The sequence below is a fragment of the Variovorax soli NBRC 106424 genome, assembly GCF_001591385.1.
Taxonomy (GTDB): Bacteria; Pseudomonadota; Gammaproteobacteria; order Burkholderiales; family Burkholderiaceae_C; genus Variovorax; species Variovorax soli.
Genome location: NZ_BCUU01000055.1, coordinates 1 through 21,813, shown reverse-complemented (window position 1 = coordinate 21,813; position 21,813 = coordinate 1). Strand labels below are relative to the sequence as shown.

The 21,813-nt window shown below is 68.3% G+C and carries 19 protein-coding genes and 3 tRNA genes; 14 read left to right on the top strand and 8 right to left on the bottom strand.

What is annotated here, in order from left to right; translation table 11 throughout:
• The first annotated feature begins 113 nt into the window (after positions 1 to 113).
• The 9 genes from folC to VSO01S_RS16340 all read left to right on the top strand — a co-directional run bounded on the left by folC (position 114) and on the right by VSO01S_RS16340 (position 7,430).
• Complete coding sequence (gene folC / locus VSO01S_RS16380) at positions 114 to 1,421, top strand: bifunctional tetrahydrofolate synthase/dihydrofolate synthase (RefSeq protein ID WP_068643877.1); 1,308 nt, start codon at positions 114 to 116, stop codon at positions 1,419 to 1,421.
• 108 nt (positions 1,422 to 1,529) lie between these two features.
• Positions 1,530 to 2,378: an SPOR domain-containing protein gene (locus VSO01S_RS16375; RefSeq protein ID WP_068643876.1), complete on the top strand. Its 849-nt coding sequence runs from the start codon at positions 1,530 to 1,532 to the stop codon at positions 2,376 to 2,378.
• A gap of 14 nt (positions 2,379 to 2,392) precedes the next feature.
• Positions 2,393 to 2,878 carry a CvpA family protein gene (locus tag VSO01S_RS16370; protein ID WP_068643875.1) on the top strand — a complete coding sequence of 162 codons (486 nt, stop codon included), beginning with the start codon at positions 2,393 to 2,395 and terminating at the stop codon, positions 2,876 to 2,878.
• Positions 2,879 to 2,889: 11 nt separating this feature from the next.
• Positions 2,890 to 4,413, top strand: coding sequence for an amidophosphoribosyltransferase (purF, locus tag VSO01S_RS16365; protein WP_068643874.1), 1,524 nt, complete (start codon positions 2,890 to 2,892; stop codon positions 4,411 to 4,413).
• On the top strand, positions 4,413 to 5,627 hold the full coding sequence (locus tag VSO01S_RS16360) for an O-succinylhomoserine sulfhydrylase (protein ID WP_068643873.1): 1,215 nt from the start codon (positions 4,413 to 4,415) through the stop codon (positions 5,625 to 5,627). Before purF ends, VSO01S_RS16360 begins: the two co-directional genes overlap by 1 nt.
• 5 nt (positions 5,628 to 5,632) lie before the next feature.
• On the top strand, positions 5,633 to 7,030 hold the full coding sequence (gltX, locus tag VSO01S_RS16355; RefSeq protein WP_068643872.1) for a glutamate--tRNA ligase: 1,398 nt from the start codon (positions 5,633 to 5,635) through the stop codon (positions 7,028 to 7,030).
• Between the two features lie 33 nt (positions 7,031 to 7,063).
• A tRNA-Ala gene (locus tag VSO01S_RS16350) sits at positions 7,064 to 7,139 on the top strand.
• A 79-nt stretch (positions 7,140 to 7,218) separates the two neighbouring features.
• Positions 7,219 to 7,294 (top strand) — tRNA-Glu (locus VSO01S_RS16345).
• A 59-nt stretch (positions 7,295 to 7,353) separates the two neighbouring features.
• Positions 7,354 to 7,430, top strand: a tRNA-Asp gene (locus VSO01S_RS16340).
• An 85-nt stretch (positions 7,431 to 7,515) separates the two neighbouring features.
• Here VSO01S_RS16340 and paoC read toward each other — a convergent pair.
• From paoC to paoA, 3 genes are read right to left on the bottom strand one after another with little or no spacing between them, the layout of a single operon-like run.
• The gene (gene paoC, locus VSO01S_RS16335) at positions 7,516 to 9,729 is read right to left on the bottom strand and encodes an aldehyde oxidoreductase molybdenum-binding subunit PaoC (RefSeq protein WP_068643871.1); all 2,214 of its coding nucleotides are present in this window, start codon (positions 9,727 to 9,729) and stop codon (positions 7,516 to 7,518) included.
• Positions 9,726 to 10,682, bottom strand: coding sequence for an FAD binding domain-containing protein (locus tag VSO01S_RS16330; protein ID WP_068643870.1), 957 nt, complete (start codon positions 10,680 to 10,682; stop codon positions 9,726 to 9,728). Before VSO01S_RS16330 ends, paoC begins: the two co-directional genes overlap by 4 nt.
• On the bottom strand, positions 10,679 to 11,353 hold the full coding sequence (paoA, locus tag VSO01S_RS16325) for an aldehyde dehydrogenase iron-sulfur subunit PaoA (protein WP_068643869.1): 675 nt from the start codon (positions 11,351 to 11,353) through the stop codon (positions 10,679 to 10,681). The genes VSO01S_RS16330 and paoA overlap by 4 nt, the downstream gene beginning before the upstream one ends.
• Positions 11,354 to 11,749: 396 nt before the next feature.
• On the opposite strand from paoA, the gene VSO01S_RS26785 reads away from it, so the two are divergent.
• From VSO01S_RS26785 to VSO01S_RS16310, 4 genes are all read left to right on the top strand, one after another.
• Positions 11,750 to 11,932 carry a DUF3606 domain-containing protein gene (locus VSO01S_RS26785; protein ID WP_084241916.1) on the top strand — a complete coding sequence of 61 codons (183 nt, stop codon included), beginning with the start codon at positions 11,750 to 11,752 and terminating at the stop codon, positions 11,930 to 11,932.
• Between the two features lie 116 nt (positions 11,933 to 12,048).
• Positions 12,049 to 12,567, top strand: a complete 519-nt coding sequence (locus VSO01S_RS16320) for a PA2169 family four-helix-bundle protein (RefSeq protein ID WP_084241915.1) — start codon at positions 12,049 to 12,051, stop codon at positions 12,565 to 12,567.
• Between the two features lie 42 nt (positions 12,568 to 12,609).
• Positions 12,610 to 13,752, top strand: coding sequence for a DUF3182 family protein (locus tag VSO01S_RS16315; protein WP_245684227.1), 1,143 nt, complete (start codon positions 12,610 to 12,612; stop codon positions 13,750 to 13,752).
• Positions 13,733 to 14,512, top strand: coding sequence for an alpha/beta hydrolase family protein (locus tag VSO01S_RS16310; RefSeq protein WP_068643867.1), 780 nt, complete (start codon positions 13,733 to 13,735; stop codon positions 14,510 to 14,512). Before VSO01S_RS16315 ends, VSO01S_RS16310 begins: the two co-directional genes overlap by 20 nt.
• 13 nt (positions 14,513 to 14,525) lie before the next feature.
• On the opposite strand, the gene VSO01S_RS16305 is transcribed toward VSO01S_RS16310, so the two are convergent.
• From VSO01S_RS16305 to VSO01S_RS16295, 3 genes are read right to left on the bottom strand one after another with little or no spacing between them, the layout of a single operon-like run.
• Positions 14,526 to 17,078, bottom strand: coding sequence for a cbb3-type cytochrome c oxidase subunit I (locus VSO01S_RS16305; protein ID WP_068643866.1), 2,553 nt, complete (start codon positions 17,076 to 17,078; stop codon positions 14,526 to 14,528).
• The gene (locus tag VSO01S_RS16300) at positions 17,057 to 18,025 is read right to left on the bottom strand and encodes a cytochrome c oxidase subunit II (protein ID WP_068643865.1); all 969 of its coding nucleotides are present in this window, start codon (positions 18,023 to 18,025) and stop codon (positions 17,057 to 17,059) included. The genes VSO01S_RS16305 and VSO01S_RS16300 overlap by 22 nt, the downstream gene beginning before the upstream one ends.
• On the bottom strand, positions 18,022 to 18,384 hold the full coding sequence (locus VSO01S_RS16295; protein ID WP_068643891.1) for a c-type cytochrome: 363 nt from the start codon (positions 18,382 to 18,384) through the stop codon (positions 18,022 to 18,024). The genes VSO01S_RS16300 and VSO01S_RS16295 overlap by 4 nt, the downstream gene beginning before the upstream one ends.
• A gap of 143 nt (positions 18,385 to 18,527) precedes the next feature.
• On the opposite strand from VSO01S_RS16295, the gene VSO01S_RS16290 reads away from it, so the two are divergent.
• Positions 18,528 to 19,373, top strand: coding sequence for a c-type cytochrome (locus tag VSO01S_RS16290; protein ID WP_245684226.1), 846 nt, complete (start codon positions 18,528 to 18,530; stop codon positions 19,371 to 19,373).
• 4 nt (positions 19,374 to 19,377) lie between these two features.
• Here the strand turns inward: VSO01S_RS16290 and VSO01S_RS16285 are convergent, their stop codons facing one another.
• Both VSO01S_RS16285 and VSO01S_RS16280 read right to left on the bottom strand, forming a co-directional pair.
• Entirely contained in the window at positions 19,378 to 20,355 is a 978-nt protein-coding gene (locus tag VSO01S_RS16285) for a Bug family tripartite tricarboxylate transporter substrate binding protein (protein ID WP_068643863.1), read from the bottom strand.
• A 77-nt stretch (positions 20,356 to 20,432) separates the two neighbouring features.
• Entirely contained in the window at positions 20,433 to 21,674 is a 1,242-nt protein-coding gene (locus tag VSO01S_RS16280) for a pyridoxal-phosphate-dependent aminotransferase family protein (protein WP_068643862.1), read from the bottom strand.
• Positions 21,675 to 21,813: the final 139 nt, after the last annotated feature.

Here is a 21,813-nt window from a genome sequence, read left to right as displayed (position 1 = left end):
CATGCCGTCGCCCGCCGTCGGCGACAATCGAAGGTTCCATGCAAACCTATATGAGCGCCGCACGGCCGCCCGAAGGCGCGAAAGCCCCCTCGGGGGGTGGCGAAGTACACAACGTGACAAGCCTGGGGGCAACTCTTCGCGATTGGCTCGCTCACGCCGAGCGGCAGCATCCCAAGAACATCGAGCTCGGCCTGGACCGCGTGCGCCAGGTGGCGCAGCGCCTGGGCCTGGCTTTTTCCTGTCCGGTGATCACCGTGGCCGGCACCAATGGCAAGGGCTCGACCTGCGCCATGCTCGAATCGATCCTGATGAACGCCGGCTACCGCACCGGCGTCTACAGCTCGCCGCACCTGGTGCATTTCGAGGAACGGCTGCGCCTGCAGGGCCAGCCGGTGCAGGAGCAGGTGCTCGTGCCGCATTTCGAAGCGGTGGAGGCTGCGCGCGGCGATGTGCCGCTGACCTACTTCGAGTTCACCACCCTGGCCATCCTGCACTGCATGGCGGCCCAGAAGCTCGACGCCGCCATCCTCGAAGTGGGGCTGGGCGGCCGGCTGGACGCGGTGAACATCGTCGATGCCGACTGCGCCGTCATCACCAGCATCGACCTGGACCACATGGACTTCCTCGGCCCGGACCGCGAATCGATCGGCTATGAGAAGGCCGGCATCATGCGCACCGGACGCCCGGTCATCGTGAGCGACCCGGTGCCGCCGGCCAGCGTGCTGGCCCGGGCCAAGGAAATCGGTGCCGAGCTCTGGCAGTTCGGGCATGACTTCAATGTGGCGGGCGACAAGCAGCAATGGGGCTGGGCAGGGCGCGGTCGGCGCTACAGCGGCCTGGCCTATCCGGCGCTGCGCGGCGCCAACCAATTGATCAACGCGGCCGGCGTGCTGGCGGCGCTCGAAGCTTTGCGGCAGAAGTTGCCCATCACCGCGCAGGCGGTGCGCGTGGGCCTGGCCATGGTCGAGCTGCCGGGGCGCTTCCAGATCGTGCCCGGCCAGCCGACGCTGGTGCTGGACGTGGCGCACAACGCCCACGCGGTGGCGGCGCTGGCGGAAAACCTCGACGCGATGGGCTTCTATCCCAACACGCATGGCGTTTTCGGCGTGATGGCCGACAAGGACCTCGCGCCGATCCTCTCGCGCATCGGCCCGCTGATCGACCGCTGGTACTTCTGCGACCTGCCCACGCCGCGCGCGGCCAGCGCCGCCGACCTGGCGGCCCGCTGGCGCGCGCAGAACACCCGCTCGGACGCCACCGAAAGTACCCACTCGTCGCCCCAGGCCGCATTGGACGCCGCAGTCGCCGCCGCAGGCCCCGCTGATAGAATCGTGGTCTTCGGATCGTTCTTCACGGTGGGCGGTGTGCTGGAGCACGGAACGCCCCGTCTGCAAGCAAAGCACCTGCTGCCGGACGCCTGACCCGTAGAGCCGGGCCGATATGCCAGGGGCCCCAAGGCGTCGCTTTGTGGCCCCTTGAGTTTTGGCCTTCGGCTCCACATCTCGCTACCTTCAGGATCGACGTTCAAGATGGCGTTTTTCAAGTTCCGCACGGCAGGCCAACAGGGCAACGAAACACGCAGCGCCGCAGCGGCAGCAGCCCCGGCGGAAAGCGTGGAGTCGATGCGCCGCCGCGCGCGCCATCGCCTGGTTGGTGCCGCCGTGCTGGTGCTGATCGGGGTGGTGGGCTTTCCGCTGCTGTTCGACACCCAGCCTCGCCCGGTGCCCGGCGACATTCCCATCGAGATTCCGGACCGCAACAAGAGCAAGCCGCTCTCGGTGCCCGTGGCGCCAGCGCCCGAGGCCAAGCCCGAAGCTGCTGCCAAGCCCGAACGCAGCAGCCGCGTGGCGGATTCCTCCGCCGACCACGTGATCACCGAGCGCGCCGACGGCACCGAGATCGCCGCCCAGGCCCCCGTCAGCCCACCCCCGAAAGCCGAGCCCAAGCCCGAGCCCAAGGCTGAATCGAAGCCTGAGCCCAAGCCCGAACCCAAGGCAGAGGCCAAGCCGGAACGCAAGCCCGAGCCGAAGGCCGAAGCCAAGCCCGAACCCAAGGCACCGGCCAAGGCCGGCACCAGCGATGACGCCGCGCGCGCCCGTGCGCTGCTCGAAGGCGGCAGCGCCACGCAGCCGGCCGCGGCCGAGAGCGGCAGCCGCTTCGTGGTGCAGGTGGGCGCATTCGCCGACGCAGGCAAGGCGCGCGAAGTGCGCCAGAAGCTGGAAAAGGCGGGCCTGAAGACCTATACCAACGTGGCCAAGACATCGGACGGCGAGCGCACCCGCGTGCGGGTGGGCCCCTTCGCTTCGCGCGCCGATGCCGACAAGGCCGCGGGCAAGGTCAAGGAACTGGCGCTGCCCGCCGCCGTGCTGACGCTGTAGCGGGTGCCCAGGTCGTGGCCCCGCTGGATTGGATTGCTGTTGCCGTGCTCGGGGTTTCGATGCTCATCGGTATCTGGCGCGGCCTGTTGTTCGAGGTGATCACGCTCATGGGCTGGGTGGCGGCATTCGCGCTGGCGCAGTGGTTTGCGACTCCGGTGGCCGCCTGGCTGCCGGCGGGCGAGCCCGATGCCGCCTGGCGCTATCCGGCGGCTTTTGTCCTGATCTTCATCGCGGTGGCATTCGGTGTGGGCCTGTTGGCCAGCCTGATCCGCACCCTGGTCAAGGCCGCGGGCCTGCGGCCGGTGGATCGCACGCTGGGCGCCGTGTTCGGCCTGGCCCGCGGCGCGCTGACCCTGCTGGTGGCGGCCGTGGTGGTCCATCTCTTTTCGATGAACGAGAACGAATGGTGGCGCGGCTCCTACAGCGCCGCCTTCACAGAAATGACATTGCACAGCGCCAAGCCCGCGCTGCCCGAGAAACTGGCAAGCTTCTTGCCCTAAAGGAAAGTCCCATGTGTGGAATCGTCGGTGTTGTCAGCAACGCCCCAGTGAATCAACTGCTCTATGACGCGCTGCTGCTTCTGCAGCACCGCGGGCAGGATGCCGCCGGCATCGTCACCCTGCTGGAGCGCAAGTTTTTCATGCACAAGGCCAAGGGCATGGTGCGTGACGTGTTTCGCACGCGCAACATGCGGGCGCTGCCGGGGAACGTCGGCCTGGGCCAGGTGCGCTACCCCACGGCCGGCAATGCCTACAGCGAGGAAGAGGCCCAGCCGTTCTATGTGAACGCGCCCTTCGGCCTGGTGCTGGTGCACAACGGCAACCTGACCAACGCGCATGCGCTGCGCGCCGAGCTGTTCTCCACCGACCACCGCCACACCAACACCGAGAGCGACTCCGAAGTGCTGCTCAACGTGCTGGCGCACGAGCTGGAGCGCTCCACGCGCGGCGTGCCCCTGCATCCCAACGAAGTCTTCGAAGCCGTGCGCGCGGTGCACAAGCGCATTCGCGGCTCCTACGCGGTCATCTCGCTCATCGCGGGCCATGGCCTGCTGGCCTTCCGCGACCCGTACGGCATCCGCCCGCTGTGCATGGGCCGCAGCAGCGACGGCACCGTGATGCTGGCCAGCGAGTCGGTGGCGCTGGAAGGCTCGGGCTTTGTCTTCGAGCGCAACATCGAGCCGGGCGAGGCCGTGTTCATTGACCTGCAGGGCCAGGTCCATTCGATGCAGTGCGCCGAAGGCGCCACGCTCAACCCCTGCATCTTCGAGTTCGTCTACCTGGCGCGCCCTGACTCCACCATGGATGGCATCTCGGTCTACCAGGCCCGCCTGAACCTGGGCGAGACGCTGGCCAAGCGGGTGGTGTCCACCGTGCCGCCGAGCGACATCGACGTGATCATCCCGATCCCCGAATCCAGCCGCCCGAGCGCCACGCAGCTGGCGCACCTCCTGGGCATTCCGTACCGCGAGGGCTTCGTGAAGAACCGCTACGTGGGCCGCACCTTCATCATGCCGGGGCAGGGCGTGCGCAAGAAGTCGGTGCGCCAGAAGCTCAACGTGATCGGCAGCGAATTCAAGGGCCGCAACGTGCTGCTGGTGGACGACTCCATCGTGCGCGGCACCACCAGCCGCGAGATCGTGCAGATGGCGCGCGACGCCGGCGCGCGCAAGGTGTACATGGCCAGCGCCGCGCCGCCGGTGCGCTATCCCAACGTGTACGGCATCGACATGCCCACCAAGGGCGAACTGGTGGCGCACGGCCGCACGGTGGAAGAGATCCGCGAGCTCATCGGCTGCGATGCGCTCATCTACCAGGACGTGGAGGCGATGAAGCAGGCGGTGGCCAAGGCCGCGCGCCCCACCGGCACGCAGCGCAAGCTCGACGGCTTCGACGCATCGTGCTTCGACGGTGTCTACGTCACCGGCGACATCGACACCGAAGCCATCTCGCGCATGAACAACAACCGCCCCCGCATCGAGGAAACCGAAGAAGACACCTCGCGCCTGGCGCTGCCCAACCTGAGTGAAAGCTGATGACCGACAAGACCCTGCCCGAAGGCCTGCGCCCTGAGACGCTGGCCGTTCGCACCTCGATCGAGCGCAGCCAGTACGGCGAGAACTCCGAGGCGCTGTACCTCACCAGCGGTTTCGTGCAGCCCGATTCCGCCACGTCGGCGCAGCGTTTTGCGAGCGGCGAGGGCTACACCTACGCGCGCACATCCAACCCCACCGTCACCGCCTTCGAGAAGCGCCTGGCTGCGCTGGAAGGCACCGAGGCCGCCATCGGCGCGGCCAGCGGCATGGGCGCCATCCTGATGATGATCATGGGCCTGCTCAAGGCGGGCGACCACGTCATCCTGTCGCGCTCCATGTTCGGCTCGACGCTGAACCTGTTCGGCAAGGAGTTCGGCAAGTTCGGCGTGGAGACCACCTTCGTCTCGCAGACCAACGTGGACGAATGGCGCGCCGCGGTACGTCCCAACACGAAGCTGCTGTTCGCCGAGACGCCCACCAATCCGCTCACCGAGGTGTGCGACATCGCGGCCCTGGCCGAGATCGCGCATGCCGCCGGTGCGCTGCTGGCGGTGGACAACGCCTTCGCCACGCCGATTTTGCAAAAGCCGACGCAACTGGGCGCCGACCTGGTGATGCATTCGGGCACCAAGTACCTGGACGGGCAGGGCCGCGTGATGGCCGGCGCTTTGTGCGGCAGCCAGCAGCTCATCACCGAGAAGTTCGCGCCCATCGTGCGCACTGCCGGCATGGTGCTGTCGCCCTTCAATGCGTGGGTGGTGCTCAAGGGCATGGAAACGCTGGGCGTGCGCGTGAAGGCGCAGTGCGAGAACGCATTGACCATTGCACGCTGGCTCGAGGCGCAGCCGCAGGTGGCGCGCGTGTTCTATCCGGGCCTGCCGTCGCACCCGCAGCACGAGCTGGCCATGCGCCAGCAAAGCGGCCTGGGCGGTGGCGTGCTGTCGTTCGTCCTCAAGGGCGACAGCATCGAGGCCGAGCGTGCCAAGGCGTTCCACGTCATCGACAGCTGCCGCGTGCTGAGCATCGCCACCAACCTGGGTGACACCAAGACCATCATCAGCCACCCGGCCACGACCTCGCACGGCCGCCTGTCCGAAGAGCAGCGGCAGGCCGCCGGCATCACGCAAGGCACGATCCGCGTGGCCGTGGGGCTCGAGCATCACGAAGACATCCAGGACGACCTTCTTCGAGGCCTGCGCGGCCTGGCCCACTGACCTCCATGACGACGACAACGACCAAGACCCGTACCCGCTTCGCGCCCTCGCCGACGGGCTTCATCCACCTGGGCAACATCCGCTCGGCGCTGTACCCGTGGGCCTTCGCCCGCTCCACCGGCGGCGACTTCATCCTTCGCATCGAAGACACGGACCTCGAGCGCTCGACGCAGGCGGCCGTGGACGTCATCCTCGAGGGCATGGCGTGGCTGGGCCTGGACCACGACGAAGGTCCGTTCTATCAGATGCAGCGCATGGACCGCTACAAGGAAGTGCTGGCGCAGATGCAGCAGCAAGGCCTGGTCTATCCCTGCTACATGAGCGTGGAAGAGCTCGACGCGCTGCGCGAGAAGCAGATGGCCGCCAAGCAGAAGCCGCGTTACGACGGCACCTGGCGTCCCGAGCCGGGCAAGACCCTGCCGCCCGTGCCTGAAGGCGTGAAGCCGGTGCTGCGGTTTCGCAACCCGCAGGGCGGCGTGGTGGCCTGGGACGACAAGGTCAAGGGCCGCGTCGAAGTCAGCAACGAAGAGCTCGACGACCTGGTGATCGCGCGGCCCGATGGCACGCCCACCTACAACTTCTGCGTGGTGGTCGACGACATCGACATGGCCATCACGCATGTGATCCGCGGCGACGACCACGTGAACAACACGCCGCGCCAGATCAATATCTTCCGCGCCCTCGGCAAGGAGCCGCCGGTGTACGCGCACCTGCCCACCGTGCTGAACGAGCAGGGCGAGAAGATGAGCAAGCGCCATGGCGCCAAGCCGGTCACGCAGTACCGCGACGACGGCTTCCTGCCCGATGCCATGGTCAACTACCTGGCGCGCCTGGGCTGGAGCCACGGCGACGACGAGATCTTCTCGCGCGCGCAGTTCATCGAGTGGTTCAACCTCGATCACCTGGGCCGCAGCGCCGCGCAGTTCGACGAGACCAAGCTGCGCTGGGTCAACGCGCAACACCTGAAGGCCATGGCCGACGATGCACTCGCACCGCTGGTGGCCGAGCAGTTGAGCAAGCGCGGCATCGTTGCCGATGAGCGCCTCGCTGCGATCTGCGGCTTGTTCAAGGACCGCTGCGACACCACCGTTGCGCTCGCCAATTGGGCGGCTGCGTACTACACCGACGTCACGCCATCGGAAGAAGATCGCGCGCAACATATTTCTGATGCAGTGAGGCCGGCAATCGCCTCTTTAGCTGTTAAACTCTCTGCTGTTGCTTGGGACAAACCAGCAATCGCTTCGGCGATCAAGGAAGTCCTCTCGGAACATGGCTTGAAGATGCCCGCACTGGCAATGCCGGTGAGAGTATTGGTAATGGGTACACCCCAAACGCCTTCACTCGATGCGGTGCTCGCAAACTTCTCTCGCGAAAAAATTATTGAGCGATTGAAAAGAGCGTGAAATTCGAGCTATAATCTGAGGCTCGACACCCAAGGGGGTATAGCTCAGCTGGGAGAGCGCTTGCATGGCATGCAAGAGGTCAGCGGTTCGATCCCGCTTACCTCCACCAAAGAAATTTGGGCCGGGCGTCGAGAAGTAAGAGAAGAAGGTAGGTGCTGCTGAAAGGCGGCACGGTTCCTAAGGTTTTTGACCCTATCGTCTAGAGGCCTAGGACATCACCCTTTCACGGTGAGTACCGGGGTTCGAATCCCCGTAGGGTCGCCAAGTTTTGTGGCACTTGGCTCGAGCACTGCAAGGTGCAAGAGCGAAAGTCACACCGACGCGGAGTGGTAGTTCAGTCGGTTAGAATACCGGCCTGTCACGCCGGGGGTCGCGGGTTCGAGTCCCGTCCACTCCGCCAAGTAAAGCGAAAAGCCGCTGCAAATTCTTGATTTGCAGCGGCTTTTTCCTTTTCTGCTTCTTGCTCTTCGGCCTCAATCGCGAATTCAAGCCACATCGCGCATGCCCGGCAGCAATTTGTCCAGGGTTGCCGGATAGTCGCGTACGCGCACACCGGTGGCGTTGTAGATGCCGTTGGCCACCGCAGCGGCGGCGCCGCAAATGCCCAGTTCGCCGACGCCCTTGGCCTTCATGGGCGAGGAGATGGGGTCGGCCTCGCCCAGAAAGGCGACCTCCTGGTGCGGTATGTCGGCATGCACCGGCACCTCGTAGCTGGCCAGGTCGTGGTTGACGAAGAAGCCGTAGCGCTTGTCCACCGCAAGGTGCTCCATCAAGGCGGCGCCCGCGCCCATGGTCATCGCACCGATCACCTGGCTGCGCGCGGTCTTGGGGTTGAGGATGCGGCCGGCTGCGCACACCGCCAGCATGCGCCGCACGCGCACCTCGGCCGTGAAAGGGTCCACGGCCACTTCGACAAAATGCGCGCCGAAGGTCGATTGCTGGTAGGTCTTGGCGAGGTCGCCGTACTCGATGGCGTCTTCGCCGGCCAGCTCGCCCTGTTGTGCTGCCTGACCCAGCGGCACACTGCGGCCGCCCGGCACACTGACGCGCCCGCCCGCGAATTCGGCGCGGGACGGGTCCATCCCCAGCCGCCTGGCCACCGTTTCGCGCAGCGCCATGCAGGCGGCATAGACGCCGGCGGTCGAATTGTTGCCGCCCCACTGGCCGCCCGACCCGCATGAGACGGGGAACTCGGAGTCGCCCAGCTGCACCGTCACCTGCTCCATGCCCACGCCCATCACTTCCGCCGCGGTCTGCGCAATGATGGTGTAGCTGCCGGTGCCGATGTCGGTCATGTCCGTCTCGACCGTGATCCGGCCCTGCCGGTCCAGGCGCACCCGCGCTGCCGACTTCTGCGTGAGGTTGTTGCGAAAGGCCGCCGCCATGCCCAAGCCCAGCAGCCAGCGGCCATCGCGCGTCTGCGCCGGACGGGCGCTGCGCCGTGACCAGCCGAATCGCTCGGCACCCATGCGCATGCACTCGACCAGGTGACGCTGCGAGAAGCGCCGCTGCGGCTTCTCGGGGTCGACCTGGGTGTCGTTGAGCACGCGGAACTCGACCGGGTCCATGCCCAGCTTCTCCGCCATTTCGTCCATCGCGATCTCCAGCGCCATCATGCCCGGCGCTTCGCCGGGCGCGCGCATCGAGTTGCCCTCGGCCAGGTGCAGCGTGGCCAGGCGCAGGGCCGTGAGGCGGTGCTCGCCCGCATAGAGCAGCCGCGTCTGGTTGACGGCCGTCTCGGGGCCGCCGCCGGGCTGGTCGCCCGACCAGCTTTCGTGCGCAATGGCGCTGATGCGGCCGTCGCGGCCCGCGCCGATGCGAATGCGCTGGATGGTGGCCGGCCGGTGCGTGGTGTTGTTGGCCATGAGCGGGCGCTGCAGCGCCACCTTCACCGGGCGCCCGGCGGCGCGCGCGCCCAGCGCGGCCAGGAGCGCATCGGCCCGCAGAAAAAGCTTGCCGCCGAAGCCGCCGCCGACAAAGGGCGACACCAGGCGCACCTGTTCCTTGCGCAGGCCCAGTGTCTTGGCCAGGTCGCTGGCGCCCCAGGCCACCATCTGGTTGGAAGTCCAGACCGTGAGCTTGTCGCCCTGCCACACGGCGAGCGTGGCGTGCGGCTCCATCATCATGTGCGACTGGTCGGGCGTGGTGTAGGTCGCGTCCAGCTGCACCGGCGCGCGCGCGAAGGCGCCTTCGAAGTCGCCGGTGTGCGTGGCGGCAGGGCTGCCCTGGCCGTCGTCCTTGGGAATGGGGGCGCTGCCGCGCGCCGCGTCGAGGTCGAAGCTGCCGCTGCCCGGCTCGTAGCGCACCTGCACCAACTGCGCGGCGGCGCGCGCCTGTTCGAAGGTCTCGGCCACGACCACTGCGATGGCCTGGTCGTAGTGGTCGATCTCGGGGCCGCCGAGCAGGCGCACCGTGTTCTTGTCGCCTTTGCCCAGCGCGCCGGCGTTCTCGGCGGTGACGATGGCCAGCACGCCGGCCGAGGCTCGCGCCGCGCGCACGTCCATCGCGCCGATGCGCCCGCGTGCAATGCCCGCGCCGATGATCCAGCCGTAGGCGGGACGGGCCACCACGTCGTGGCGCTCGTACGCATAGGGGGCCGTGCCGCACACCTTGCGCACGCCGTCGATGCGGTCGATGGGGCGGCCCACCACCTGCAGGCGGTCGACCGGATTGCTGCCGGCGGGTTGATCGAACTTCATGTCTTTCTCCTTGCGTCGGCCAGCACGGCGGCCAGCGTGCGTTCCGCCAGCGCAAGCTTGAAGGCGTTGTCGCGCGTCGGCCGCGCACCAGCCAGCAAGGCTTCGGCGGTGGGCCTGGATCCACGCGGCAGCTCGGGCTCGGCGGCTTCCACGCGCCACGGGCGCGGCGCGACGCCGCCCAGGGCCACGCGGCCGCTGCCATCGGCCTGCACGACCGCCGCCACCGAGACCAGGGCGAAGGCATACGAGGCGCGGTCGCGCACCTTTCGGTAGACATGCGTACCGCCGACAGGCGCAGGCAGGCGCACGGCGGTGATCAACTCGCCTTGCGACAGTTCGGTCTCGACCTGCGGGGTGTTGCCCGGCAGGCGATAGAAGTCGGCGATGGGAATCTGCCGGCGCGCGCCGTCGGGCCTGACGGTTTCGACCGTGGCGTCGAGCGCGCGCATGGCCACCGCCATGTCGCTCGGATGGGTCGCGATGCATGCTTCGCTGGCGCCCACCACGGCGAGCTGGCGCGACATGCCCGCCAATGCGGCACACCCGCTGCCGGGCATGCGCTTGTTGCAGGGCATGCGCGTGTCGTAGAAGTAGGGGCAGCGCGTGCGCTGCAGCAGGTTGCCGGCGGTGGTGGCGCGGTTGCGCAGCTGGCCCGATGCACCGGCCAGCAATGCGCGCGAGAGAACGCCGTAGTCCCGTCGCACGCGTTCGTTCGCCGCCAGGTCGGTGTTGCGCACCAGCGCGCCGATGCGCAGCCCGCCGCCTTCGGCCGGCTCCACCCGGTCGAGTGCCAGGCCGTTCACATCCACCAGGTGCGCAGGCGTCTCGATCTGCAGCTTCATCAGATCGAGAAGGTTGGTGCCGCCGGCGATGAACTTCGCGTCGGGCACACGCGCCACGGCAGCTGCGGCAGCTTCAGGCGTGGCGGCGCGTTCATAGCTGAAGGCCTTCATGCCGTGCTCCGCGTGGCCACCTCGGCGATGGCTTCCTGGATGTTGGAATAGGCGCCGCAGCGGCAGATGTTGCCGCTCATGCGCTCGCGCATTTCATCGGCGCTGTAGACGGGTTGGGCGTTCAGGTCGGCGCTGACATGGCTGGGCACGCCGCTCTTGAGTTCGGCCATGGCCCCCACCGCCGAACAGATCTGGCCCGGCGTGCAGTAGCCGCACTGGAAGCCGTCATGCCGCACGAATGCGGCCTGCAAGGGATGGAGCTTGCGCGGCGTTCCCAGTCCCTCGATGGTCGTCACGCTGTCGCCCTGGTGCATGACCGCCAGGGTCAGGCAGGCGTTGATGCGCCGGCCGTTCAGCAGGACCGTGCAGGCACCGCACTGGCCGTGGTCGCAGCCCTTCTTGGTGCCCGTCAGATGCAGGTGCTCGCGCAGCGCATCGAGCAGCGTGGTGCGGTTGTCCAGCGTCAGGCGGTGGGTGGTGCCGTTCACCTTGAGTTGAACGGGCGAAGAGGGCGGGGCCACCCCGTCGCCAATGTTGGCGCTGCTGGCGCCGGCAGAGGCCGCGCCGCTGGGCGCCTCGGCCGGCCAGGCGCCGCTGCCTGCCATGGATGCGCCGCCGGCCAGCAGCAGTTCGCGCCGTGACAGCGGCAGCGGAGGAAAGGATGTGGACATGGACGAGGGCTCCTTGAGACTCGGTGAGCGTCACGCCGGCGCAGGCTGCAGCTCTTCCTGTCGAAGGCGCGCGCCGAGGTGAACTGGTTGCCTCCTCCTTCTGCTGTCGCCAGCCTGGGTCATTTGCCGAACCCGATGTCTAGCCTAGCGCTGCGCAACGTCGCCCGTGTAGGACTGGCGCTGTGCCGGGGCTCAGCGAAAGCCCGCTGTGCGTTGCGGGCCTCCGAACGTGCAGCAGACCGATGTCCTCATCCTTCCCACAACTCGATTCGGGCCTGACTGGCAGATCAAGTAGGCGATGGCCCCTGCCCATGAACCGCGAATCGGGCAACGATCTTCTTCATGAACTGATCGCAGGCGAGGAAGCCGGGGTCAGCGTGAACTTGGAGAAGCATCGTGTCCGGGAATTCCTGCAAGGCCGGCAGCGGCCGGAAATTCATCGCTGTCGAAAAATCTGGCGAAGTGCGTCACTGGGCTCGCAGCCTCGGTTGCACGAAAGACGAGCTTCGCGAGGCCGTGCATGAGGTGGGCCGTTCGGCCGCCGAAGTGCGCCTCTATCTGCGCAACCACAAGAAATAGCGCTCATTCCACCAGACTGCGCTGCCCGACGGGCATGCCGCTTGCCCGTGCAGTTGCACGAGCGATGCCCGCTCGGCCAGCCTCGACCCTCTCGATCCACTTCAACGGAGATTTTCATGACTGCGAACGAACGCACCTCAGTGCCTGCCGGCACTGTCTCCACCAACTCCCAGCTCGCGGACGGCGAGGTGTTGGATGTGCTCAATGACCTGCTGGAGAACTGCCGTGACGGCGAATACGGCTTTCGAACCTGCGCGGAAGAATTGGGCGAAGGCGGCGAACTGAAGCGGCTCTTCATGGACCGTGCCGACGGATGCCGGCGCGCCGGCGAGGAATTGCAGCGCCTGATCGTCCAGCGCGGCGGCAAGCCCGAGCAGGGCGGCACGGCGGCTGGCGCGATGCACCGCGGCTGGGTGCATGTGAAGGGCAGCCTGGGCGCCGACAGCGAACTGTCGATGCTCGAGGAATGCGAGCGTGGAGAAGACGCCGCTGTCGCGCGCTACCGCAAGGCGCTCAAGCAGCCGCTGCCAGACGACGTGCGCACGGTGATCCAGGCGCAGGCCGAAGGGGCCCAGCAAAACCACGACAAGATTCGCGACCGACGCGATGCCGCGACGCGGGCAGCCGGGAGCTGACGCGCAAACAACCAGGCGCAGCACAACGGCAGAGCGGAGATCTTGCGGCAAGAACTTCCACGGCTGGCCTGCGTGGGAACCGTCGTTACTTTCGCGCAGTGCAACGGGTCGCTCGATGCTGTCCACGAGCATTGCACGCGCACCGAGGTCGCGCGGCGGCTCGCGCTGTTGAAGGGCTTCGATTTCGGCGATGAGTACGACGCCTCGCACCAGTACGCCAGCCAGCCGCTGTACCTCGTGCCCAACGACACGCTCAGCCGCGCGCAGCTCGCGGCGCTGCCGCAGGTCGACCCGAGCGACCCGTTGTTCGGCGGCGTGGTGCCTTACGCCTTCGTGGCCACCAAGGCCATCACGCACCCGCTGCCGTATCCGGGCGCGTCAGCCCCGAAAGGCTGGTCGACGGACTTCGGCAAGCGCGTCGGCGGCGTCGTCTTTCGGGGCTTCTCGGCCTTCGATCTCGAAGCCGCCCGTGCGGCGGGGCGCACGCTGCTGGCCCATGGGGCCGTGCGCGTCAAGCGCGTGCAGGCCACCGGCGGCCGAGGGCAGACGGTGGCAGCCAGCCTCCATGCGCTGTCGGCGGTACTCGACACGCTGCCTTCGCAAGAGCTGTCGACGCACGGCGTGGTGCTCGAGGAGAACCTGAACGCGCTGCGGACCTGGGGCATCGGCCAGACGCGGGTGGGCGCCAGCATCATCAGCTACTACGGCATCCAGCGCCTGGTCCGCAATCACCAGGGCGAACTGGTCTACGGTGGAACCGACCTGAACGTGGTGCGTGGAGGCTTCGATGTATTGCTGACGCAGCCGCTGCCGCGCAATGTGCGCCTGGCTGCGCGCTTCGCCGTGTGCTATCACACCGCCGTGCAGGATTGCTTCGAGGGATTCTTCGCATCGCGCGCGAACTACGACGTCCTGCTGGGCGCGCGCACCAATGGAGAGCTGTGTCTCGGCGTGCTGGAGCAGTCCTGGCGCGCCGGCGGCGCCACCGGCGCGGAGATTGCGGCGCTGGAGCACTTCGCCGCGCAGCCGCGCAGCCAACGGGTGCGCGCTTCCACCTTCGAGGTCTACGACAGCGCGGCCGAGCCTCCGCCCGAGGCTGCTGTCTATTTCCACGGCGTCGACCCGCAGGCCGGGCCGCTGCTCAAGTACACGCTGCTTCATCACGATGGCGACGACCCGGCATAGGCAGGTCCAGATCCCGGTGGACCACGAGAGCATCGCCGCGACCCTCGTGGCGCCTTCGACGCTGGTGCCCGGCGTGCTGCTGGTGCACGGATGGGACGGCAGCCAGGCCCAGTACATTGCCCGTGCACACGAGATCGCCGCACTGGGCTGCATCTGCATGACCATCGATCTGCGCGGGCACGCGCAGCATGCGGCCCTTCGTGAAGCGGTGACGCCCGAGCAGAACCTGCAGGACGTGATGGCGGCCTACGACACGCTGGTCGGCCACCCCGCGGTGGACCCGGACGCCATGGCCATCATCGGCAGCAGCTATGGCGGCTATCTCGCGGCCCTGGCCACGGCGCAGCGGCCGGTGCGCTGGCTGGCCTTGCGTGCACCGGCGCTGTACCGCGACGCGCATTGGCGCGTGCCCAAGTTCGGCCTGGACCGTGCCGATCTGGTGTCCTATCGCTCCTCCCTCGTTGCCGCATCCGGCAACCGGGCGCTTGCCGCCTGCGAGGCATTCAAGGGGGATGCGCTGATCGTGGAATCGGAGCACGACAGCATGGTGCCGCACACGGTGATCGAGAGCTATCGGGCGGCCTTCGGCCACGTGCGCTCGATCACCTACCGCGTCCTGTCCGGCGCCGATCACGCCCTGTCGAGCGAACAGTCGCGGCACGACTATGGTCAGTTGCTGGTGACATGGATGACGGAAATGCTGCTGGGCGCACGCGCCGCCACGGGGCGCGTGCGGCCCATGCCCAAGAATCCCGCTTGAAGCGAGGTCGGACTCATGCCAGGGCTGCCAGGCGAGGTCCCAGTTGCACGACCAGCATGCCCAGCACGCCCTGGGCGCACACCCACCAGCCCATGAGCACGGTGTTGTCCAGCGTGGCGCGTACGTCGGGCCGCAGCCGGCCGCTGCACGAACGCAAGAACACGAACACGCCTGCCGCCAGCAGCACAACGACATGCAGGCCCTGGTACCACAGGAGCGTGGACACGGTCGCGCCCCAGGCATGGGCATCTGCGTCCAGGCCGGCTCGCGCGTGGCCGCCCGCGTCCACCAACAGCGCCGAGACTGCGCAGAGCAAGGCCAGCAGCAGCCACGCTCGCAGGGCGCGTTGTTGCCGCGGCCGCGGCGCCCGCAGCGCGCGAGACGCGCCCCACAGCAGGATGCCGCAGGCGCCGAGGAGGAAAGCCGCGGCCAGCGGCCCGGGCAGCGCCGGCAACGCCGCGCCGGGCGGCGGGCAGATATCGGCCGCCATCGACACATGCAGGTGGGCGTAGGCGAAGCAGCCGAACACGCTTGCGTCCACCGCGATGAGCACCACCGTCGCCCACCACGAATGCGAGCCGGTGCGGCGTGCGGCGCCCGCCGGCAGGTCGACGCCGTGTGCGACCGGCGCCCACGGCAGAGGTGGGGGGCTGTCCGAATCCCACAGCCAGCCCAGGACCAGGCCGATGGCCATCAGTGCGCAGGCCCAGGCCGGCAGCGTCAGCCCCGCCGTCATCAGGAGAAAGAAGCCGGCGGTGCCGGCCGCGGCGAGGAAGGGCCGCCAGCCGTCGCCGGGCAGCCTCAGCAGGTACAGCGGGCGTGCGTCGCGCCAATGGGTGACCAGCGTCTCGCGCCCGCCGAAGACCGTGCCCGGCAACCAGTGTGCCCCGCTCGGGACCTGCTGCGCCAGCGCGGGATCGGCCCACAGCGGCTCGCGCGCCGTCACTTGCGGAATGCTGCGCAAGCCGAAGTCGCGGGCCTCGAGCCATTCCAGCGTGCCGGCGCGCCAGGGGTTGCCGTGGGCCTTGTCCGGCTTGCGCAGGGTGCGCACCGCATCCACGAGGAACACGAGCACGCCGGCTGCGATGGCGAAAGCGCCGAGGCTCGAGAGCAGGTTGAGCGTGTTCCAGCCCAACTCGCCCGCGTAGGTGTACACCCGCCGGGGCATGCCCAGCAGGCCGCTCACATGCATCGGGAAGAAAGCCAGGTGAAAGCCGAAGAACATGAGCGAGAAGACCCAGCGCCCCAGTCGCTCGGAAAGACCATGCCCGTTGTACAGCGGCGCCCAGAAGTACAAGGCGGCGAAGAGGGGAAACACCATCCCGCCGATGAGCACGTAGTGCAGATGCGCCACCACGAAGTAGCTGTCGTGCGCCTGCCAGTCGAAGGGCAGCACGGCCACCATCACGCCGGTGAGCCCGCCCAGCACGAAGGTGAAGAGGAAGCCGACGACGAAGAGCGAGGGGGTGTTGAGGCCAAGGCGTCCGCGGCGCAGCGTGGCCAGCCAGGCGAAGACCTGCACCGCGGTGGGCACGGCCACCGCGAAGCTGGCGGCCGACGCCAGCTGCATCGACAGGGTGCCCAGCCCCGCGGTGAACATGTGGTGGATCCACAGCGCGAAGCTGAGCACCCCCACGCCGCCGAGCGCAGCCACCACCGCGCGGTAGCCCAGCAGCGGTGTGCCGGCCAGCGCCGCGATCATCATCGACACCAGGCCGGCCGCGGGCAGGAAGATGATGTAGACCTCGGGATGGCCGAAGAACCAGAACAGGTGCTGCCACAGCAGCGGGTCGCCGCCGCGCGCCGGAATGAAGAAGGGCCAGTTGAACGCACGCTCGAGCTCCAGCAGCGTGCTGGCGGCGATCATGGCCGGAAACGCGAACACGACCATCAGCGCCACCACCAGCATCGCCCAGGCGAACACCGGCATGCGCGACAGGTGCATGCCAGGCGCGCGGGTGAACAGGATGCCGACGATCAGCTCGATGGCACCGGCAATGGCGGAGATCTCGATGAAGCCGATGCCCAGCAGCCACCAGTCGGCCCCGCGCCCGGGCGAGAACTCCTTGCTTGTGAGCGGGGGGTACATGAACCAGCCGCCGTCCGGTGCCTCGCCGAAGAACAGCGTGCAGAAGAAGACAACGCCGCCGATCGCATAGGTCCAGAAGGCATAGGCGGACAGCAGCGGAAAAGGCAGGTCGCGCGCGCCCAGCATGCCGGGCAGCAGGTACACCGCCACCGCCTCGACCACGGGCACGGCGAACAGGAACATCATCACCGTGCCGTGCATGGTGAACAGCTGGTTGTAGGTGCCGGGCGATACGAGCGTGTTGTCCGGCACCGCCAGCTGCGTGCGCATGACCAGCGCGAGCACACCGGCGAGCACGAAGAAGAGCATGGCGGTGGCAATGTAGAACGCACCCACGTGCGTGTTGTTCACCGCGCTGAGGCGGCGCCAGCCCCAGGGTGGAGGTCGCCATGCGCGCTCGAGCGCGTCGAGCTCGCCGTCGGGACGGGGGAGCGCCGAAGGCAACGCGGCGCCGTTCATCGCAGGTGCGCCAGCCATGCGGCGATGTCCTCGATCTCCTGGGCGGCAGCGCTGTCCGGCGTTCGCGCTGCCGACGGCATGTGCGCGCCGGGCTTGTGCTGCTGCGTGTGGGCCACCCAGTCGGCCAGGGACTCGGAGCTCGTCGCCAGGGTGCCCGCGCCCAGGCTCAGTCGGCTGCCGACATGCGTGAGATCCGGCCCGAGGCGAGACGATTCGGCCACCCCGCGAACCGCATGGCAGGCCTGGCAGCGCCGCTGCAGGAAGGCCTCGCGTCCGCGTGCGAGCACGGCAGCCTCCGGCGTGTCGGGCAGCGGCGCGGCGGGGCGGCTCTGGTTCGCCAGCCATTGCTCGAAGGCCTGCGGCGCCTGCGCCACCACCAGCAGGGCCATGCGCGCATGCTGCGTGCCGCAGAACTCAGCGCACTGGCCGCGCCAGATGCCCGGCCGATCCGCCTGCAGCAGCAGGTGCTGCAGGCGGCCGGGCACCATGTCCATCTTGCCGGCAAGGCTGGGCACCCAGAAGCTGTGCAGCACATCGGCGCTGGCCAGGCCCACGTACACCGGACGGCCCACCGGAATGCGCAGCTCGTTGGCCAGCACCACCTCGACGCCGGTGGCAGGGTCGCGCAGCCGCACCTCCCACCACCACAGATGCCCGGTGATGCTCACCATGAGCGCATCGCGCGGGGGCACTGGCCGCCAGGCGGGGCGATGCCATTCGCTGTAGAGGAACAGCACCACCAGCACCACGCAGGGGAAGGCCACGCCCCCGCCCCAGATCCACCATCGAGCCTTCGGCGGCGCACCTCGCCGCTGCCGCATCAGCGCCACGGCCAGCAGCGCCATCACGCCAAGAAAGATCAGGCTCGCACCCGCCACCAGAACGACTGTGACGTCCAGCAATTCGTCCGCCACCGGCCCGCCGGCCTTGAGGGCCGATTGCGACACGCGCAGGGCTTCGTTCATTTCAGCGCGAGCAGATAGGACGCGATGACCCGCGCATCCTGCGGCGAGACGCCCATGGCGGGCATCTGGGTGTCGGGCACCAGCGAGGCTGGCGCCATGATCCAGCGCGCCGCGGCGTCGTGGGAGTTCGGAACTTCCCCCGCGATGTAGCTGCGGCGGCCGAAGCCGTTCAGCGAGGGGCCGCCGCCCGCCAGCGAGGAGGGCACGCGAGGAATCTGGTGGCAGCTGCCACACTGGTACTGGGCCAGCAGCGCCTTGGCCTTGGCTGGCTGCGCGGCCGCGACGGGTTCCGGATCGGCGCTGCATCCCGATGCCGACACCGCACAGGCCAGCAGCACAAGGGCATGGCCCCAAGGCATGCGGCGATGCGAACGGCGGCACGGCATGGCATGGCGGCGATCGGGGCGCATGGCGCCAGTGTTCACGGGCCGAATGCGCGCTGCGACTACAAGGCGACGCCGGTGTGCGTCGGACAATTTCGCCAAAGATGCGTCCTGCCGACATGGGTACCGCCAAGATCGTGCTCTTCACCCTCCTGACGCTGGCCGTTGCGGTGCTGGCGGGCGCGTTCGCGGTGGTGTGGGGCGGCCTGTACGACACGGCGGCCACGCAGCAGCATTTCCAGCCGGTGTATTCGATGATCGAACGCGCCATGCGCCAGTCGGTGCGGCTGCGGGCACGCGCGGTCGAAGTGCCGCCCATGCTGGACGCCCCGCAGCTGATCGCACGCGGCGCCGGCTGTTTTCGCGACCGGTGCGTGGTGTGCCACGGCGCGCCCGGCGTGGCGCAGTCGCCCTTCGGCCAGAGCATGCAGCCGCTGCCCGGCCCCTTGATGGACGCGGCGCACCGCTGGAAGCCGCGCGAGCTCTACTGGCTCACGCGAAACGGCATCCGGATGAGCGGCATGCCGGCCTGGCAGTTCCACCTGAGCGATGAGGATCTGTGGGCGGTGGTGGCTTTCCTTCAAAAGCTGCCCGAACTGAGTCCACGCGAGTACGCGCAGTCCGCCGATCCGGCGAGCGCGCCGGCCTGCAAGGCGCCTCGAAGCGCAGGCGGCCCTGCGCGAGCGGCCGATGCGGCGCGCGGCAGGGTCGCACTGACCCAATACGCCTGCAGTGCCTGCCACACCATTCCGGGCGTGGCGGGCTCCTATCCGCAGGTCGGGCCGCCGCTGTCCGGCATGGCGCGCCGCACTTTCATCGCCGGCCGCCTGCCCAACACGCCGGACAACCTGGTGCGGTGGATCACGCGCACGCATGAGGTCGATCCGCGCAGCGCCATGCCCGACATGGGCGTGAGCGAGCAGGATGCGCGCGACATCGCCGCGTACCTGGCAACGCTGGACTGAGCCGTCAGGCGTCGACCTTCACCTTGCCGTCCCGCACGACGCGGCCCCATTTGTCGATCTCGCTGGAGATGAACCTGGCGAACTTGTCGCGCGAGCCGCCGCCGTCCTCGGCGCCGTAGTTGTCGAGCTTTTCCTGCACGTCGGGCATGGCCAGCACGGTGTTGACGTCGCGGTTGACCTTGTCGGCGATGCCGGCCGGCAGCTTGCCGGGGCCGGCGAGCCCGTACCAGGTGGTGGCTTCGAAGCCCTCGAAGCCCTGCTCCTGCATGGTCGGGATGGCCGGGTGGCCCTTGGCGCGCTTGAGGCGCGTCTGGGCCACGCCGATCACCTTGCCGCTCTTCACATGCGGGGTGGCGGCCGTCATGGTCTCGAAGCTGTACTGGATCTGGCTGCCCATCAGGTCGGCCAGCAGCGGGCCGCTGCCCTTGTATGGCACGTGCATCGCATCGACCTTGGCCTGCAGCTTGTACATCTCCAGCGCCAGGTGCTGCGCCGAGCCGGCGCCGGCGGAGCCGAAGCTCACCTTGCCGGGGTCGGCCGCGCACAGGGCCGTGATGTCCTTGACCGTCACTGCCTTCTGAGTGGGGCTGGCGATCAGCAGGTTGGGCGTGACGCCCACCAGCACGATCGGCACGAAGTCGCGCTCCACGTTGTAGCGCAGTCTGGGCTGCAGGCTCGGGGCGAGGGCGTGGCTGTTGATGTGCGCCATCAGCAGCGTGCTGCCGTCGCTCGGTTGCGTGGCCACGTACTCGGCCGCCAGCACGCCCGCCACGCCCGCCTTGTTCTCCACGACCACCGGCTGGTTCCACATCACCGCCAGCTTCTGCGCGACCACGCGGGCCAGCGCGTCGGTGCCGCCGCCCGGTGGAAAGCCGACCACGATGCGCACCGGGCCGGAAGGCCAGTCCTGCGCGAACACGCGGGGCACGCCGAGCGTGGCCGCGGCCGCGCCCGCGGCCTGGATGAAGGAACGTCGTTGCATGCTGCTGTCTCCGTCTGTTGTCGTGGATGAATGAACGGGTGGGCGAGGGCGAACGCGAATTCGAATGCGGGTGTTGCTCAGGCCGCCTGGCGCAGCGCGGTGGGTGCGGCGTGCGCGGCGAAGTGGTCCATCGCCGCGTGCACGCCGCTGCCGGCCAGCTTCACGCCTGCGAGCTTCAGCCCCATCTCGACGCCGGCCACCATGGCCACCAGCGTCAGGTCGTTGCTGTCGCCCAGGTGGCCCATGCGGAACATGCGGCCCTTGAGCTTGCCCAGCCCCGTGCCGAGCGACAGGTCGAAGCGCTGGTGGATGAGTCGGCGCACCGCATCCGCGTCCACGCCTTCGGGCGTGATCACGCCGGTGAGCACCGGCGAGTACACGGCCGGGTCGGCGCACTGGATGGGCAGGCCCCAGGCGTTCACCGCGGCGCGCACGCCGGCGGCCCAGCGCTGGTGGCGTGCGAACACGTTGTCCAGGCCTTCGCCCAGCAGCATGTCCAGCGACTCCGCGAGGCCGTAGAGCAGGTTGGTGTTGGGCGTGTAGGGCCAGTAGCCGTCCTTGTTCATCTCGACGATCTCGTCCCAGGCCCAGAACGAGCGCGGCAGCCTGGCGCTCTTCGACGCCTCGAGCGCGCGCGGCGAGATGGCGTTGAAGCTGATGCCGGGCGGCAGCATCAGGCCCTTTTGCGAGCCGCTGACGGTGACGTCCACGCCCCATTCGTCATGGCGGAAATCCGCGCTGGCCAGGCCCGAGATGCTGTCGACCATGAGCAGTGCGGGGTGGCCCGCGGCGTCGATGGCGCGGCGCACCGCGGCGATGTCGGAAGTGACGCCGGTGGAGGTCTCGTTGTGCACCACGCACACGGCCTTGATCTTCCTGTCGGTGTCCTTGCGCAGGCGCGCTTCGATCATGTCGGCCTGCACGCCGCGGCGCCATCCGGCGGCTTGCGGCAGGTGCGGGTCGGTGCCGGCATAGGCGAGAAATTCGGTGGCGATGCCCAGGCGCGTGGCCATCTTGTTCCACAGCGATGCGAAGTGGCCGGTCTCGAACATCAGCACGTGGTCGCCGGGGCTGAGCGTGTTCGACAGGGCCGCTTCCCAGGCGCCGGTGCCCGAGGCCGGATAGATGACCACCGGATGCTGCGTCTTGAAGATCTCCCGGATGCCCGTCAGCACCTGCCGCCCCAGCGCGCCGAATTCGGGGCCGCGATGGTCGATGGTGGGCAGGCTCATGGCGCGCAGGATGCGGTCGGGCACCGGGCTCGGGCCGGGAATCTGCAGGAAGTGCCTGCCGGTGGGGTGGGAGTCGAGTTGAAGCATGGGTGATCCGTCCTTTCTTTTTCAGTTTTGCATTCAAAATGCAAAGTGGAATGATGGTTATCACCTAGTCACCACGATTGAGGTGGGTTGGTTTTGCATGCAAAATGCAGCCCAAGGAAGGACGGAATGGCTGAAGTCA

Bases quoted from the DNA above. Each gene is read 5' to 3' on its own strand.
- VSO01S_RS16375 (WP_068643876.1), top strand. From the start codon at position 1,530: ATGGCGTTTTTCAAGTTCCGCACGGCAGGCCAACAGGGCAACGAAACA.
- purF (WP_068643874.1), top strand. From the start codon at position 2,890: ATGTGTGGAATCGTCGGTGTTGTCAGCAACGCCCCAGTGAATCAACTG.
- VSO01S_RS16360 (WP_068643873.1), top strand. From the start codon at position 4,413: ATGACCGACAAGACCCTGCCCGAAGGCCTGCGCCCTGAGACGCTGGCC.
- gltX (WP_068643872.1), top strand. From the start codon at position 5,633: ATGACGACGACAACGACCAAGACCCGTACCCGCTTCGCGCCCTCGCCG.
- paoC (WP_068643871.1), bottom strand. From the start codon at position 9,729: ATGAAGTTCGATCAACCCGCCGGCAGCAATCCGGTCGACCGCCTGCAG.
- VSO01S_RS16330 (WP_068643870.1), bottom strand. From the start codon at position 10,682: ATGAAGGCCTTCAGCTATGAACGCGCCGCCACGCCTGAAGCTGCCGCA.
- paoA (WP_068643869.1), bottom strand. From the start codon at position 11,353: ATGTCCACATCCTTTCCTCCGCTGCCGCTGTCACGGCGCGAACTGCTG.
- VSO01S_RS16320 (WP_084241915.1), top strand. From the start codon at position 12,049: ATGACTGCGAACGAACGCACCTCAGTGCCTGCCGGCACTGTCTCCACC.
- VSO01S_RS16310 (WP_068643867.1), top strand. From the start codon at position 13,733: ATGGCGACGACCCGGCATAGGCAGGTCCAGATCCCGGTGGACCACGAG.
- VSO01S_RS16305 (WP_068643866.1), bottom strand. From the start codon at position 17,078: ATGGCTGGCGCACCTGCGATGAACGGCGCCGCGTTGCCTTCGGCGCTC.
- VSO01S_RS16300 (WP_068643865.1), bottom strand. From the start codon at position 18,025: ATGAACGAAGCCCTGCGCGTGTCGCAATCGGCCCTCAAGGCCGGCGGG.
- VSO01S_RS16295 (WP_068643891.1), bottom strand. From the start codon at position 18,384: ATGCCTTGGGGCCATGCCCTTGTGCTGCTGGCCTGTGCGGTGTCGGCA.
- VSO01S_RS16290 (WP_245684226.1), top strand. From the start codon at position 18,528: ATGGGTACCGCCAAGATCGTGCTCTTCACCCTCCTGACGCTGGCCGTT.
- VSO01S_RS16285 (WP_068643863.1), bottom strand. From the start codon at position 20,355: ATGCAACGACGTTCCTTCATCCAGGCCGCGGGCGCGGCCGCGGCCACG.
- VSO01S_RS16280 (WP_068643862.1), bottom strand. From the start codon at position 21,674: ATGCTTCAACTCGACTCCCACCCCACCGGCAGGCACTTCCTGCAGATT.